The sequence below is a fragment of the Pseudomonas sp. B3G-3 genome (genome assembly GCF_028640915.1).
Classification (GTDB): domain Bacteria; phylum Pseudomonadota; class Gammaproteobacteria; order Pseudomonadales; family Pseudomonadaceae; genus Aquipseudomonas; species Aquipseudomonas chlororaphis_I.
The window spans coordinates 54274-69477 of sequence record NZ_JAQZAB010000127.1 but is presented as its reverse complement, the minus strand read 5'-3'; the positions used below and the strand labels follow the sequence as shown (position 1 = coordinate 69477).

Genomic DNA, 15204 nt, shown 5'->3' with positions numbered 1-15204 from the left:
TTTGTATAGGTGTAGTTGCGATGAAACGTGTAGGTCTGATCGGTTGGCGCGGTATGGTCGGTTCCGTGCTCATGCAGCGGATGCTGGAAGAGCAGGACTTCGATCTTATCGAGCCGGTGTTTTTCACCACTTCCAATGTCGGTGGCCAAGGCCCGTCCGTGGGCAAGGACATTGCTCCGCTCAAGGACGCTTACAGCATTGAAGAGCTGAAGACCCTCGACGTGATTCTGACCTGCCAGGGCGGCGACTACACCAGCGAAGTCTTCCCCAAGCTGCGCGAAGCCGGCTGGCAGGGCTACTGGATCGATGCCGCTTCCAGCCTGCGCATGCAGGATGACGCGGTGATCATCCTCGACCCGGTGAACCGCAAGGTCATCGACCAGCAGCTGGATTCCGGCACCAAGAACTACATCGGCGGCAACTGCACCGTCAGCCTGATGCTGATGGGCCTGGGCGGCCTGTTCGAAGCGGGTCTGGTGGAGTGGATGAGCGCCATGACCTACCAGGCGGCGTCCGGTGCCGGCGCGCAGAACATGCGTGAATTGATCAAGCAGATGGGCGCGACCCACGCCGCCGTGGCGGATGACCTGGCCAACCCGGCCAGCGCCATCCTCGACATCGACCGCAAGGTCGCCGAAGCCATGCGCAGCGATGCCTACCCGACCGAAAACTTCGGCGTACCGCTGGCCGGCAGCCTGATCCCGTGGATCGACAAGGAACTGCCGAACGGCCAGAGCCGCGAAGAGTGGAAGGCCCAGGCCGAGACCAACAAGATCCTCGGTCGCTTCAAGAGCCCGATCCCGGTCGATGGCATCTGCGTGCGCATCGGCGCCATGCGCTGCCACAGCCAGGCGCTGACCATCAAGCTGAACAAGGACGTGCCGATCGCCGATATCGAAGGGTTGATCAGCCAGCACAATCCTTGGGTCAAGCTGGTACCGAACCAGCGCGATATCAGCATGCAGGAGCTGAGCCCGACCAAGGTCACCGGCACCCTGAACATCCCGGTGGGGCGTCTGCGCAAGCTGAACATGGGCTCGCAGTTCCTCGGTGCGTTCACCGTCGGCGACCAGCTGCTGTGGGGCGCCGCCGAACCGCTGCGCCGCATGCTGCGGATCCTGCTCGAGCGTTGATCCTCTGATGCGTTGAAAGAGCCCGCTCCTTGCAAGAGGCGCGGGCTTTTTTATGTCGGAGCCGCTGCTGATTACTGGCTATGAGCATGTTTGCGAAAAGTCTGATGTGTCAGGTCTGATAAATTGCCTCGCCCCCAAGCGCCGGGTAAAGTGCCGCTCCCCCCGTTTCGCCAGAGGTAGCACCATGAACCAGTCCTTCGATATCGCCGTGATCGGTGCCACCGGTACTGTCGGCGAAACCCTCGTCCAGATTCTCGAAGAGCGCGATTTTCCGATCGCCAACCTGCACCTGCTGGCCAGCAGTGAGTCGGCGGGGCATTCGGTGCCGTTTCGTGGAAAAAATGTGCGGGTGCGCGAGGTCGACGAGTTCGATTTCAGCAAGGTACAGCTGGCGTTTTTCGCTGCCGGCCCGGCGGTGACCCTGAGCTTCGCCCCGCGGGCCACGGCGGCCAATTGCGCGGTGATCGACCTGTCGGGCGCATTGCCTTCGGCCCAGGCGCCGAATCTGGTGCCGGAAGCCAACGAGCGCGTGCTGGCTGGCCTGAAGAAGCCCGTTCAACTGAGCAGCCCCAGCGCCGCGGCCACGTCGCTGGCGGTAGTCCTGGCGCCCTTGCAGGCATTGTTCGAGATTCAGCGGGTCAACCTGACCGCCAGCCTGGCGGTGTCCACCCAGGGCCGCGAAGCGGTAACCGAACTGGCACGGCAGACCGCCGAACTGCTCAATGCGCGCCCATTGGAGCCACGCTTCTTCGACCGGCAGATGGCCTTCAACCTGTTGGCGCAGGTCGGCACGCCCGACGAGCACGGTCACACCCTGTTGGAAAAACGCCTGGTCCGGGAGTTGCGCGAGGTGCTGGCGCAGCCTTTATTAAAGATTTCTGTCACTTGTGTTCAAGCCCCGGTGTTTTTTGGCGATAGCTATAGCGTGACTCTGCAGTCAGCCACGGCGATCGACCTGGACGCGGTCAATGCCGCGCTTGAAGCGGCGCCCGGCATCGAGCTGGTCGAGGCGGGCGACTACCCGACCGCGGTGGGCGATGCGGTCGGGCAGGATGTGGTCTACGTTGGTCGGGTGCGCGGGGGGATCGACGACCCGGCGGAACTTAATCTCTGGCTGACGTCAGATAACGTACGCAAAGGGGCTGCGCTCAACGCGGTGCAGCTGGCTGAGTTGTTGATAAAAGACCTTCTGTAAAAGATACTTGGCAACAATTTGCAGAATGATTCTAGCTGGGCGCTATGCTTGGCTGGTTGCTGGAGGTGAGCTGTCGTCGCGCTCTTCCAAGGCATGCAGACATAATCGCGCGAAGCGGCCCTTCAGGCCGCACGCAATGCCTTACGGCAGCGCTACAACACCTTCTCGCTGGCCGAGGAATGTTCAAACAAAGGATGAGGCTATGGTTCAAGTTCGCAAACTGGTGTTAGCAATAGCGGCCGCGTCGGCGCTGTCCTCCGGTATGGCGCAGGCGCTTGGGCTCGGGGAGCTGACCCTGAAGTCGACTCTGAACCAGCCACTGGTCGCAGAAATCGAGTTGCTGGACGTCAAGGATCTCACCGCCGCCGAGGTGGTGCCGAGCCTGGCCTCGCCTGAAGATTTTGCCAAGGCGGGCGTCGATCGCCAGGCCTTTCTCAATGACCTGAGCTTTACCCCGGTGCTCAATGCCAACGGCAAGAGCGTGCTGCGGGTCACTTCGAGCCAGCCGCTCTCCGAGCCGATGGTCAAGTTCCTGGTGCAGGTGATGTGGCCCAATGGCCGTCTGCTGCGCGACTACAGCGTCCTGCTCGATCCGTCCAAGTTTTCCCCGCAAACCGCTGAGGCGGCCGCGCAATCCGCGGCGCAGGCTCCAGCGGTTGCCGCGCCGGTCACCGGTGCCAACAAACCTGCCCAATACACCACCTCGGCCCGCGACACCCTCTGGGAAATCGCAGCCAAGGCCCGTAATGGCGGTTCGGTCCAGCAAACCATGCTGGCCATCCAGGCGCTGAATCCGGATGCCTTTATCGACGGCAACATCAACCGGCTGAAAACCGGACAGGTATTGCGCCTGCCCGATGCCGTGCAGAGCACCAGCCTGCCGCAGCCACAAGCGATCACCGAGGTCGCCGCGCAGAATACGGCGTGGCGTCAGGGGCGTCGCCTGGCACCACGCGGCGCTCAGCAGCAACTGGACGGCACTCGGCGCGCTGGTGCGGACAAGGCGCCTGCACAAGGCGCGGTCAAGGATAATCTGAGCCTGGTGTCTGCCGAGTCGGGCAAGGCGCGGGGCAAGGGTGCGGCTGGCGATAGCCAGGCGCTGAGCAACAAGCTGGCAGTGACTCAGGAAAGCCTCGATGCGGCCCGTCGCGATAATGCCGAGCTGAAAAGCCGCATGACGGATCTGCAGAGCCAGCTGGACAAGCTGCAACGCCTGATCGAATTGAAGAACGACCAGTTGGCCAAATTGCAGGCGGAAGGGGCGGGTGCCGTGGCGCCAGCACAACCGACCGCGGCCATGCCGGCGCAACTGGCCGAGCAGCCGGCGACCCCGGCAGCGCCAGTGACCGATCCTGCGGCAGCTGCGGGCGAGGCCCCGGCTGAAGCGGCCCAGGCGCAAGCGCCGGCGTCCGATGAAGGCAAATTCAATGACTTGCTGACCAACCCGATCCTCTTGGGGCTGGCGGGTGGCGGGGCAATCTTGGTGCTGTTGTTGCTGCTGTTGCTGGCTCGTCGCCGCAAGGCTCAGCTGGAAGCAGAAAAACACCTGCGCATGGCGCGTGCCCTGTCCGAAGAGGCTGAGCTGTCCAAGGACCTGGATCTGCCGGAAAGCAGCTTCGAAGGCCTTGAAGTTCCACCGCCGAGCGTCAAGCTGGCTCCAGCTCCAGCTCCAGCTCCAGCTCCAGCTCCAGCCGTGGCGCCTATGGTGACCGCGGCGCCGGTGGCTGCTGCGGTCGAGCATCCGGTCGATGTGCTGGATCAGGCCCAGTCCCATATCGATGGCGGTCGCCTGAACCAGGCGGCGGCGATCCTGGAGGAGGCCGTCAAGCTGGAGCCACAGCGTAGCGAGTTGCGTTTGAAGCTGATGGAAGTCTATGGCCATCAGGGCGATCGCAGCGCTTTTGTGGCCCAGGAACGTCAGCTGGTGGCCAATGGCAAGAACCACGCTGAAGTCGAGCAACTGAAAAGCCGTTTCCCGGCAATGGCTGCGGTGGCGGCTGCAGGTCTCGGCGCGGCTGCTGCAGCGGCGGCGCTGGATGCTCAATACGTCAAGGAACTGTTGCTCGACGAGCCACAGGAGCCTGCGCCGGCAGCAGCTGTCGACGACCTGGATACCGATTTCGATCTGAGCCTGGACGATCTGGAGGCGGCCTCTCCAGCGGCACCGGCTGCTCCTGCTGCTTCGACTCAAGCTGAGCCCGAGCTGGACGACTTCCCGCTGGATGACGACCTGAGTTTCGAGTCGGTGCTGCAGCAGCAAACCGAAGCCAAGGAAAGCCTGGACGACCTGTCGGATTTCGACCTGGATCTGGGTGAGGACCTGCCTGCTGCGGCGCAAGCCGATGAGGATTTCCTTCTCAGCCTGGATGACGACCTGAAGGATCTGCCGGCTGCCGAAGTGCCGACGGTGACTGAAGCTGCGCTCGACGATCTTGAACTGCCTGCGGACTTCGACTTGTCCCTGGCGGACGAGATGGATGCCCAGCCCGCTGCCAAGGATGCTTTCGTGTCCGAGCTGGACGATGTCAACGCCGAGCTGGATCGCTTGTCGCAAAGCCTTGAGCAGCCGGAATTGGCCGAGCCGACCTTTACCGCGGAAGACGCCGCGGGCAGTGCTGACGAAGGGGATTTCGATTTCCTTTCCGGCGCCGACGAAGTGGCGACCAAGCTCGATCTGGCCCAGGCCTACATCGACATGGGCGATAACGATGGCGCGCGGGACATTCTCGGCGAAGTCATCAGCGAAGGTAACGACGGTCAGAAAAGCGAAGCCAAGGAAATGCTCGCGCGTCTGGTCTGAGTCAGCGGTAGCAGCAAAAAAACGGCAGCCATCGAGGCTGCCGTTTTTGTTTCCGGGTCAATGACAGTGCTTGTGCTGTCAGGCCAACAGGTCTTCGTAGAAGGCGCCGAACGACCGGGTAGGGTGGGCGATCTGGATTTCCAGAATCCACAGGCCGACGTTGGGGCACGCCTCGAAGTTGCCCAGGTCGCCCGCTCGATAAATGGCATGGGGGAAGTCGCTGACCCGGTGCCCCTTGATCTCCAGATTCAGCACCCAGCCCATGGCGCTCGCCTGTTCTTCGGCATAGCGATACAGGGCGGGGCCGGCCACCTTGTGCTCGCTCCAGTGATCGCGGACCCGTTCGAACAGGGTTTGGGCTGCCGCGGCGCAGGCTTGCATCTCGGGATCGTTGCCAATGACGAAGGTCGCGCCGCAATCGCCTTCGTGACGGTCCCAGACCACCCCCAGGTCGATAAAGAAGATGTCATTGTCGCCCAGTACCGGATCGCCTTCGGAGCGTTGCTTGAAGGTCTTCAGGGTGTTTGCGCCAAAACGCACCAGCGCCGGATGCCAGATCCTGTCCATGCCCAGCTCTGCAAGCACCTCCAGCCCCAGCGCGTGAGCCTGGGACTCGAGCATGCCTGGCCGGATGCGTGCGGCTATCTGGGTGATGGCTTCCCAGGTCTTGTGCTTGGCGTGAAGCATGCCCTGCAGGGTATAGGCGAGGCCCACGGCCTCCTTGTTGATGGCGGTCATTGGTCAGGTCCCGGTCGAGTGGATTTATGCTTATCGCTATATATTTGTCTATATAGCGTTGGTCCCGGTTTTCACGCAATCCTGTTTACGCCCGCCGGCGCATAATCGGCAAACCTCAACTAAAAGCGGGCCGCGCATGGCGTCTGTCTGCGCGCGCCTTATAATGGCCGCCTTTGCGCATATCAGCAGGCTGTAAGTTCTTGGCAAATATAGATAACGCGGCCGCCGAAATGGCGGCCGCAGGCTTTTTCAGAATCGCGTTGGGTGTCGAATACAAGGGCTCGCGTTATCGCGGCTGGCAGCGTCAGGCTTCCGGTGTCCCGAGTGTCCAGGAAACCCTCGAAAAGGCGCTGTCCCGGGTGGCGGATTCGCCGGTGCTGCTGTCTTGCGCCGGGCGTACCGACGCCGGCGTGCACGCCTGCGGGCAAGTGGTGCACTTCGATACCCAGGCCGAGCGTTCGATGAAGGCGTGGGTGATGGGGGCCAATATCAACCTGCCCCACGACATCAGTGTGAGCTGGGCCAAGGTCATGCCGGCGCATTTTCATGCGCGGTTCAAGGCAATTGCCCGCCGCTATCGCTACGTGATCTACAACGACCAGATCCGTCCGGCGCACCTGAACGAGGAGATCACTTGGAACCACCGCCCGCTGGATGTCGAGCGGATGGCCGAAGCCGCCCAGCATCTGGTGGGCACCCACGATTTCAGTGCGTTCCGCGCCGGGCAATGCCAGGCCAAGTCGCCGATCAAGGAAATCCACCATCTGCGGGTCACCCGCCACGGCAAGATGATTGTCCTGGATATCCGCGCCAGCGCGTTCCTGCATCACATGGTGCGCAATATCGCCGGGGTGCTGATGACCATCGGCGCGGGCGAGCGTCCGGTCGAGTGGGCCAGGGAAGTTCTGGAGAGCCGGATTCGCCGCACGGGCGGGGTGACGGCGCATCCTTTCGGGCTGTATCTAGTGCAGGTCGAGTACCACGATGAGTTCGAATTGCCCGAGCGATACATCGGGCCACATTTCCTCACCGGCTTCTCGGAACTTGACGGCTGACGCCCGGAAAAGCATTTGCTACCATCCGGGACTTTCCCCGGATTTGCCCTGAGGTTTAAACGACATGTCAGCCGTTCGCAGCAAAATTTGTGGGATTACCCGCATTGAGGATGCGCTGGCGGCGGTCGAGGCCGGGGCCGATGCCATCGGGCTGGTGTTCTACGCCAAGAGCCCGCGGGCGGTGAACGTCCAACAGGCGCGGGCAATCATTGCCGCGCTGCCGCCGTTCGTGACCACCGTGGGCCTGTTCGTCAATGCCAGCCGCTGCGAGCTGGGCGAGATCCTCGATGCAGTACCGCTGGACCTGTTGCAGTTTCATGGCGATGAAACGCCGGCGGACTGCGAGGGCTATCACCGGCCCTACATCAAGGCGCTGCGAGTCAAGGCCGGCGACGATATTGCCGGCAGTTGCGCAGCATATGCGCGGGCCAGCGGCATTCTGCTCGATACCTATGTCGAGGGCGTGCCCGGTGGAACCGGCGAAGCCTTCGACTGGTCACTGGTACCGCAAGGCTTGAGCAAGCCGATCATCCTGGCCGGTGGCTTGACTGCCGAGAATGTCGGCCAGGCGATAGCACAGGTTCGCCCCTACGCGGTGGATGTCAGCGGTGGGGTGGAGCAGAGCAAGGGCATCAAGGATCACGCAAAGATTCGCGCATTTATGCAGGCCGTTCGCGGCAGCTGTTAGTCGATGTGACGGCTGGCAGTCTGCCGCCGTCCATAACACCACTGTACAAAACAGGCCGGCACCGTCGCTGGGCGGGCCGAAATCGAAGTGGCAACCGCTCTATCCGGGGGTTGCCGGGATGGCTGAGGAGCCGTTCGGTACAGGCAGGTCAAGCTCGCGCTGACCGCGGTAGCGAACAGATCATCGCCGCACACATGAATTTAGCTCAAGGGCATACGCGGGGCCGCGAACCAGAGCGTTCGGGCCGCCGGTACTGGAGAAAGAAAGCATGAGCAACTGGTTAGTAGACAAACTGATCCCTTCGATCATGCGTTCCGAGGTGAAGAAAAGCTCGGTGCCTGAAGGTCTGTGGCACAAGTGCCCATCCTGCGAGGCGGTGCTGTATCGTCCGGAGCTGGAAAAGACCCTGGACGTTTGCCCTAAGTGCAACCATCACATGCGCATCGGCGCTCGCGCCCGCATCGACATTTTCCTCGACGCTGAAGGCCGTACCGAACTGGGTGCCGACCTGGAGCCGGTAGACCGTCTGAAGTTTCGCGACGGCAAGAAGTACAAGGATCGCCTGACCGCGGCCCAGAAGCAGACCGGTGAAAAGGACGCGCTGATTTCCATGAGCGGTACCCTGCTGGGGATGCCGGTGGTGGTATCGGCGTTCGAATTCTCCTTCATGGGCGGTTCCATGGGCGCCATCGTCGGCGAGCGTTTTGTGCGTGCTGCCAACTACGCGCTGGAAAAGCGTTGCCCGATGGTCTGCTTCTCCGCTTCCGGCGGTGCTCGGATGCAGGAAGCGCTGATCTCCCTGATGCAAATGGCCAAGACCTCCGCGGTGCTGGCGCGTCTGCGTGAAGAAGGGTTGCCATTCATTTCCGTGCTGACCGACCCGGTCTACGGTGGCGTTTCCGCCAGTCTGGCGATGCTGGGCGACGTGATTGTCGCCGAGCCCAAGGCCCTGGTCGGTTTCGCCGGTCCACGCGTGATCGAGCAGACCGTGCGGGAAAAACTGCCGGAAGGTTTCCAGCGCAGCGAGTTCCTGTTGGAGCATGGCGCCATCGACATGATCATCCCGCGCCAGGAACTGCGTCCGCGCCTGGGCAACCTGCTGGCTCAGCTGATGGGCTTGCCGACGCCTGAGTTCGTGGCTGCGCCCGTCGAAGCGATCGTGGTGCCACCGGTGCCTGCAAACATATGACCGAACGTACCCTTGGCGACTGGCTTGCCTACCTTGAGCAGTTGCATCCGTCAGCCATCGATATGGGGCTGGAGCGCTCGCAAGAAGTAGCGTCCCGCATGGGATTGGGCAGGCTGGCGCCTCGGGTCATCACGGTGACCGGTACCAACGGCAAGGGTTCTACCTGTGCGTTCGTGGCGTCCTTGCTGCGAGCCCAGGGGCTGAAGGTCGGTGTCTACAATTCTCCCCATCTGTTGCGCTACAACGAGCGCGTGCAGATCGATGGCGTCGAAGCCAGCGATGCCTCGCTGTGCGAGGCCTTTGTCGCGGTCGAGGCCGGGCGTGGGGGGATTTCCCTGACCTATTTCGAGATGGGTACTTTGGCGGCCTTCTGGCTGTTCCAGCGCGCCGGTCTCGATGCGGTGGTGCTGGAAGTCGGCCTGGGCGGGCGCCTGGATGCGGTCAACCTGGTGGATGCCGATCTGGCGCTGGTCACCAGTATCGGCGTCGACCATGCCGATTACCTGGGCGACACCCGTGAATCCGTGGCCTTCGAGAAGGCCGGCATTTTCCGCCAGGGCGCGCCTGCGCTCTGTGGTGACCTGAATCCCCCTCAACCCCTGCTGGATAAGGCGCGTGAGCTGAGCTGCCCGTTCTTCCTGCGCGGTCGTGATTTCGACCTGGGGATTACCGAGGCGAACTGGCAGTGGCGTGGTCTCGATGCGCAGGGCAATGCCGTCGAATTGCGGGATCTGCCGCTGCTCGATCTGCCCATGGAGAACGCTGCGCTGGCCTTGCAGGCCTATTTGCTGCTGGGGCTGCCTTGGCAGGCCGAGCGCATCGCCGAAGCCTTGCGGCAGACGCGAGTGGTCGGGCGCCTGGATCGCCGTCAGCTCGAATGGCAGGGCAAGCGCCTGAACCTGTTGCTGGATGTCGGGCACAACCCCCATGCCGCGGAATATCTGGTTGAACGCCTGATGCGCCGCCCCGTGGCGGGCAAGCGCCTGGCGGTATTCGGCCTGTTGGCGGACAAGGATCTGGAAGGCGTGGTTGCCCGTCTGGATGCCTGTGTCGAGCATTGGGCGGTGGCGCCGCTGGATTCTGCCCGCGCGCGTCCCGTTGCGGACTTGCAGGCGGCACTGGAGAACCTTGGGGCTTCGGTAACGTCTTACGAGAGTGTCGCCGCTGCTTTGGAAGGGCAGTGTGCGCAGGCTACGGCCGAAGACGAGATTCTGCTGTTCGGATCTTTTTATTGTGTTGCCGAGGCGCTCGAGTGGCTCGCCCGGCGCTCCACGGAGGAAGCTGCACATGGCTATGCTGGATAACGTCTACAAGCAGCGAATGGTTGGGGCCCTGGTTCTGGTGGCGTTGGCGGTGATTTTCCTGCCGATGCTGTTTTCCCGCGAAGATGAGCAGCGGCATGTCAATGTCGAAGCGCCGGCAGTACCTCAGGCCCCCGCGGTAACCCAGATCCAGGTCGAGCCTGTGGCGGTGCCTGAGCCACAGGCGTTGCCACAAGAGCCGGTACCCACCGATGAAGAGGTGGCCCAGCAGGCCGCGCCTTCGATGCCGATTGCTCCAAGTGCCCCTGTTGCAGCTCCAGCCCCGACTCCGGCGCCGCCGCCAGTCGCTGCGAGCAAGCCAGTGGCTCCACCGCCTGCACCCGCGCCCAAGCCGGCTCCGGCCCAGCCGATTGCCGCGGCGCCAGCCAAGCCCGATGCGACCCCAAGCCGTGTCGATGCGAATGGCCTGTCGGTCAGTTGGTCGGTGCAACTGGCCAGCCTGTCCAGTCGGGAAAGTGCTGAAAACCTGCAGAAAACCTTGCGCAGCCAGGGTTACAACGCCTATATCCGTTCCGCCGATGGCAAGAACCGGGTATTCGTCGGTCCGTTGATCGAGCGGGCCGAGGCAGACCGCCTGCGCGATTTGCTGAGCCGTCAGCAGAACCTCAAGGGTTTTGTCGTGCGCTTCCAGCCTGAACGCGGTTAAGGCTATCGCCTTGATTTGCAAAGCACAGTGAATCGCAGCTTACCGACGGCCATGCGCTCTGTTAAAATGCGCCGCCTTATCCGTCTGTAGGCTGCACTGTGCCATTTACCTGGGTTGACTGGGCGATCGTTGCAATCATCGCCATCTCCGCTTTGATCAGTTTGAGCCGCGGCTTCGTCAAAGAAGCGCTGTCGCTGCTTACCTGGATCGTCGCAGGAGTCGTTGCCTGGATGTTTGGTGGCTCTCTGTCCGAATACCTCGGCGGATACATCGAGACTCCCTCTGCTCGCGTGATCGCGGGCTGTGCCATCATGTTTGTCGCCACTTTAATCGTGGGCGCAATGATCAATTATCTTATCGGCGAATTGGTTCGCGTCACCGGGCTATCCGGGACCGATCGATTCCTGGGCATGGCCTTCGGCGCGGCGCGTGGCGCGTTGCTGGTGGTCGTGGCAGTCGGGCTATTGAGCCTGGGGCCGGTACAACAGGATTCCTGGTGGCAGCAGTCGCGACTGGTGCCACAATTTCTATTGGTTGCAGACTGGTCAAAAAACCTCATATTGGGGTGGAGCAGTCAGTGGCTGGCCAGCGGTATCAGCGTACCCGCTGAAATACCGTTCAAGGAACAACTCTTACCGGCCAAAACGCCTCAGTAAGATGTGTTCAGTTCAGTTTCATTAAGTAGGGGTTGCGTCGCATGTGTGGCATCGTCGGTATCGTCGGTAAGTCGAACGTCAATCAGGCGCTGTATGACGCGCTAACCGTCCTCCAGCACCGCGGCCAGGACGCTGCCGGTATCGTGACCAGCCATGATGGCCGGTTATTCCTGCGCAAGGACAACGGCCTGGTCCGTGACGTTTTCCATCAACGGCACATGCAGCGCCTGGTCGGTCACATGGGTATTGGCCATGTGCGTTATCCGACCGCTGGCAGCTCGACTTCGGCCGAAGCTCAACCGTTTTACGTCAACTCGCCTTACGGCATTACTTTGGCGCATAACGGTAACCTGACCAACGTTGAACAGCTGGCCAAGGAGATCTACGAATCTGACTTGCGCCACGTCAACACCAATTCCGATTCGGAAGTCCTGCTCAACGTCTTCGCTCACGAGCTGGCCCAGCGCGGCAAGCTGCAACCGACCGAAGAAGACGTGTTCGCCGCCGTGACCGACGTGCACAACCGTTGCGTTGGCGGTTATGCGGTAGTGGCCATGGTCACCGGTTATGGCATCGTCGGTTTCCGCGACCCTCACGGTATTCGCCCGATCGTTTTCGGTCAGCGTCACACCGACGAAGGCGTCGAGTACATGATCGCCTCCGAAAGCGTGTCCCTGGATGTGCTGGGTTTCACCCTGATCCGCGATCTGGCGCCGGGCGAAGCGGTCTACATCACTGAAGACGGCAAGCTGCACACCCGCCAGTGCGCGACCAATCCGAAACTGACTCCATGCATCTTCGAACACGTCTACCTGGCGCGTCCGGACTCGATCATCGACGGTGTGTCGGTGTACAAGGCACGCCTGCGCATGGGTGAGAAGCTGGCCGAGAAGATCCTGCGCGAGCGTCCGGATCACGATATCGACGTGGTCATCCCGATTCCGGATACCAGCCGCACCGCAGCGCTGGAGCTGGCGAACCACCTGGGCGTCAAGTTCCGCGAAGGCTTCGTGAAGAACCGCTACATCGGCCGGACCTTCATCATGCCGGGCCAGGCTGCGCGGAAAAAATCCGTGCGCCAGAAACTCAATGCCATCGAGCTGGAATTCCGTGGCAAGAATGTGATGCTGGTGGATGACTCGATCGTTCGCGGCACCACCTGCAAGCAGATCATCCAGATGGCCCGTGAAGCCGGTGCGAAGAACGTCTACTTCTGCTCCGCGGCGCCTGCCGTGCGTTTCCCGAACGTATACGGCATCGACATGCCGAGTGCTCACGAGCTGATCGCACACAATCGTTCGACTCAGGATGTGGCCGATCTGATCGGTGCCGACTGGCTGATCTATCAGGATCTGCCTGACCTGATCGAAGCGGTCGGTGGCGGCAAGATCAAGATCGAGAGCTTCGACTGCGCGGTGTTCGATGGCAAGTATGTCACCGGCGACGTCGACGAGGCCTACCTGAACAAGATCGAAAACGCACGTAACGATGCCTCCAAGGCCAAGACCCAGGCGGTCAGTGCGATCATCGATCTGTACAACAACTGATTTAGAGCACTAAAGACATAAGGAGTAGGCGGCATGAGTCAGGATTGGGATGCCGGTCGGCTGGACAGCGACCTTGATGGCGTAGCTTTCGATACCCTGGCCGTGCGCGCCGGCCAACACCGTACCCCGGAAGGGGAGCACGGTGATCCGATGTTCTTCACCTCCAGCTACGTGTTCCGTACGGCCGCCGATGCGGCCGCGCGGTTTGCCGGCGAGGTGCCGGGCAATGTCTATTCCCGCTACACCAACCCGACCGTGCGAGCGTTCGAAGAGCGCATCGCCGCCCTGGAGGGCGCCGAGCAGGCCGTGGCCACGGCCACCGGCATGGCGGCCATTCTCTCGGTGGTCATGAGTTTGTGCAGCGCGGGCGATCATGTATTGGTTTCGCGCAGTGTGTTTGGTTCGACCATCAGCCTGTTCGAAAAGTATTTCAAACGCTTCGGTATCGAGGTCGATTACGTGCCCCTGGCGGACTTGTCCGGCTGGGATGCGGCAATCAAGGCCAATACCAAGTTGCTGTTCGTTGAGTCGCCGTCCAACCCGCTCGCCGAGCTGGTGGATATCGCTGCGCTGTCCGAAGTGGCTCACGCCAAGGGCGCGATGCTGGTGGTCGACAACTGTTTCTGCACCCCGGCACTGCAGCAGCCGCTGAAGCTGGGCGCGGACGTGGTGGTGCACTCGGCAACCAAGTTCATCGACGGCCAGGGTCGTTGCATGGGCGGTGTGGTGGCTGGCCGCAGCGAACAAATGAAAGAAGTGGTGGGTTTCCTGCGTACCGCGGGGCCGACCCTGAGTCCGTTCAACGCCTGGATCTTCCTCAAGGGCCTCGAAACCCTCAACCTGCGTATGCGCGCCCATTGTGCCAACGCCCAGGCCCTGGCCGAATGGCTGGAGCAGCAGGACGGCATCGAGAAAGTGCACTACGCCGGTCTGCCAAGCCATCCGCAATACGAGCTGGCCAAGCGTCAGCAGCGTGGTTTCGGTGCGGTGGTGAGCTTCGAGGTCAAGGGTGGCAAGGAAGGGGCCTGGCGTTTTATCGACGCCACTCGCCTGATCTCCATTACCGCCAACCTGGGCGATAGCAAGACCACCATCACTCACCCGAGCACCACCTCTCACGGCCGTCTGGCGCCGCAAGAGCGTGAAGCGGCGGGCATTCGTGACAGCCTGATTCGTATCGCTGTCGGCCTTGAGGATGTGGTGGACCTGCAAGCCGATCTGGCGCGCGGCTTGGCAGCCTTGTGATCGAGTTGTCCGAACAGCAGAGCATTGCCAACGGCCGCGTCGCGCTGGTGACTGGCGCGGCACGCGGTATCGGCCTGGGCATTGCCGCCTGGCTGATCAGCGAGGGCTGGCAGGTGGTGTTGACCGATCTGGACCGCGTGCGCGGCTCCCAGGTGGCCAAGGTCCTGGGTGACAGCGCCTGGTTCATCGGCATGGATGTGGCGGATGAAGCGCAGGTCGCGCTGGGGGTCGCCGAAGTGCTGGGGCAGTTCGGGCGCCTCGATGCGCTGGTGTGCAATGCGGCGGTCGCCGATCCACGCAACATCACCCTGGAAAGCCTCGACCTGGCTTACTGGAATCGGGTACTGGCGGTGAACCTCTGCGGTCCGATGCTCCTGGCCAAGCATTGTGCGCCGTATTTGCGCGCTCATGGCGGAGCCATCGTCAACCTGGCATCTACCCGCGCCCGGCAGTCGGAACCCGACACTGAAGCCTATGCGGCGAGCAAGGGCGGCCTGCTGGCCTTGACCCATGCATTAGCCATGAGTCTGGGGCCGGAGATTCGGGTCAATGCGGTCAGTCCTGGCTGGATCGATGCGCGGGATCCGGCGGCGCGTCGGGCCGAACCTTTGAGCGATGCCGATCATGCTCAGCATCCGGCAGGCAGGGTAGGGACGGTCGAAGATGTGGCGGCGATGGTGGCGTGGCTGTTGTCGAAGAACTCCGGTTTTGTCACTGGCCAGGAGTTCGTGGTCGACGGCGGCATGAGCAAGAAAATGATTTATCGCGATTGATGGCATGTGAAGGGCGTAGCGAGCGCGGCTTGAGGTCGCCGGCGTTGTTGATCCCTTTTGCAGGCATTGTCGTGATTTTGTCTTTTTCAGAAAAACTTCAAGCAGGGTATTGACTTAGCATCGGTATCTGCGTAAATTTCGCGGCCTCAACGAAGCAAAGGGTGATTAGCTCAGCCGGGAGAGCATCTGCCTTACAAGCAGAGGGTCGGCGGTTCGA

General features: G+C 61.9%; 13 protein-coding genes. 12 read left to right on the top strand and 1 reads right to left on the bottom strand.

Annotated elements, in window-relative coordinates:
• Positions 1-20 precede the first annotated feature (20 nt).
• The 3 genes from asd (at position 21) to PVZ80_RS27930 (ending at position 5128) form a co-directional block, all read left to right on the top strand.
• The gene (gene asd, locus PVZ80_RS27940; RefSeq protein ID WP_007921989.1) at positions 21-1133 is read left to right on the top strand and encodes an aspartate-semialdehyde dehydrogenase; all 1113 of its coding nucleotides are present in this window, start codon (positions 21-23) and stop codon (positions 1131-1133) included.
• 184 nt (positions 1134-1317) lie between these two features.
• Positions 1318-2328, top strand: coding sequence for an aspartate-semialdehyde dehydrogenase (locus tag PVZ80_RS27935; protein WP_009048100.1), 1011 nt, complete (start codon positions 1318-1320; stop codon positions 2326-2328).
• Positions 2329-2530: 202 nt separating this feature from the next.
• The gene (locus tag PVZ80_RS27930) at positions 2531-5128 is read left to right on the top strand and encodes a FimV/HubP family polar landmark protein (protein WP_273864855.1); all 2598 of its coding nucleotides are present in this window, start codon (positions 2531-2533) and stop codon (positions 5126-5128) included.
• A 78-nt stretch (positions 5129-5206) separates the two neighbouring features.
• On the opposite strand, the gene PVZ80_RS27925 is transcribed toward PVZ80_RS27930, so the two are convergent.
• Positions 5207-5866: a M24 family metallopeptidase gene (locus PVZ80_RS27925; RefSeq protein WP_273864854.1), complete on the bottom strand. Its 660-nt coding sequence runs from the start codon at positions 5864-5866 to the stop codon at positions 5207-5209.
• Between the two features lie 230 nt (positions 5867-6096).
• Here PVZ80_RS27925 and truA point away from each other — a divergent pair, with 230 nt between their 5' ends.
• The 9 genes from truA to PVZ80_RS27880 all read left to right on the top strand — a co-directional run bounded on the left by truA (position 6097) and on the right by PVZ80_RS27880 (position 14987).
• Entirely contained in the window at positions 6097-6921 is an 825-nt protein-coding gene (gene truA, locus PVZ80_RS27920) for a tRNA pseudouridine(38-40) synthase TruA (RefSeq protein WP_016704910.1), read from the top strand.
• 64 nt (positions 6922-6985) lie between these two features.
• Positions 6986-7609: a phosphoribosylanthranilate isomerase gene (locus tag PVZ80_RS27915; RefSeq protein WP_009048104.1), complete on the top strand. Its 624-nt coding sequence runs from the start codon at positions 6986-6988 to the stop codon at positions 7607-7609.
• 268 nt (positions 7610-7877) lie between these two features.
• On the top strand, positions 7878-8798 hold the full coding sequence (gene accD, locus PVZ80_RS27910; protein ID WP_257374360.1) for an acetyl-CoA carboxylase, carboxyltransferase subunit beta: 921 nt from the start codon (positions 7878-7880) through the stop codon (positions 8796-8798).
• A complete protein-coding gene (gene folC / locus PVZ80_RS27905) occupies positions 8795-10102 on the top strand; it encodes a bifunctional tetrahydrofolate synthase/dihydrofolate synthase (protein ID WP_273864853.1) in 1308 nt (435 codons plus the stop codon). The genes accD and folC overlap by 4 nt, the downstream gene beginning before the upstream one ends.
• Positions 10086-10766 (top strand): SPOR domain-containing protein, encoded by a 681-nt coding sequence (locus tag PVZ80_RS27900; RefSeq protein ID WP_101282074.1) that lies wholly within the window; start codon positions 10086-10088, stop codon positions 10764-10766. Before folC ends, PVZ80_RS27900 begins: the two co-directional genes overlap by 17 nt.
• Before the next feature lie 98 nt (positions 10767-10864).
• Positions 10865-11422 (top strand): CvpA family protein, encoded by a 558-nt coding sequence (locus tag PVZ80_RS27895; protein WP_009048107.1) that lies wholly within the window; start codon positions 10865-10867, stop codon positions 11420-11422.
• Positions 11423-11463: 41 nt separating this feature from the next.
• Complete coding sequence (gene purF, locus PVZ80_RS27890) at positions 11464-12969, top strand: amidophosphoribosyltransferase (protein WP_009048108.1); 1506 nt, start codon at positions 11464-11466, stop codon at positions 12967-12969.
• 33 nt (positions 12970-13002) lie between these two features.
• Entirely contained in the window at positions 13003-14214 is a 1212-nt protein-coding gene (locus PVZ80_RS27885) for an O-succinylhomoserine sulfhydrylase (RefSeq protein ID WP_009048109.1), read from the top strand.
• A 5-nt stretch (positions 14215-14219) separates the two neighbouring features.
• The gene (locus PVZ80_RS27880) at positions 14220-14987 is read left to right on the top strand and encodes an SDR family oxidoreductase (protein WP_435307299.1); all 768 of its coding nucleotides are present in this window, start codon (positions 14220-14222) and stop codon (positions 14985-14987) included.
• Positions 14988-15204 lie beyond the last annotated feature (217 nt).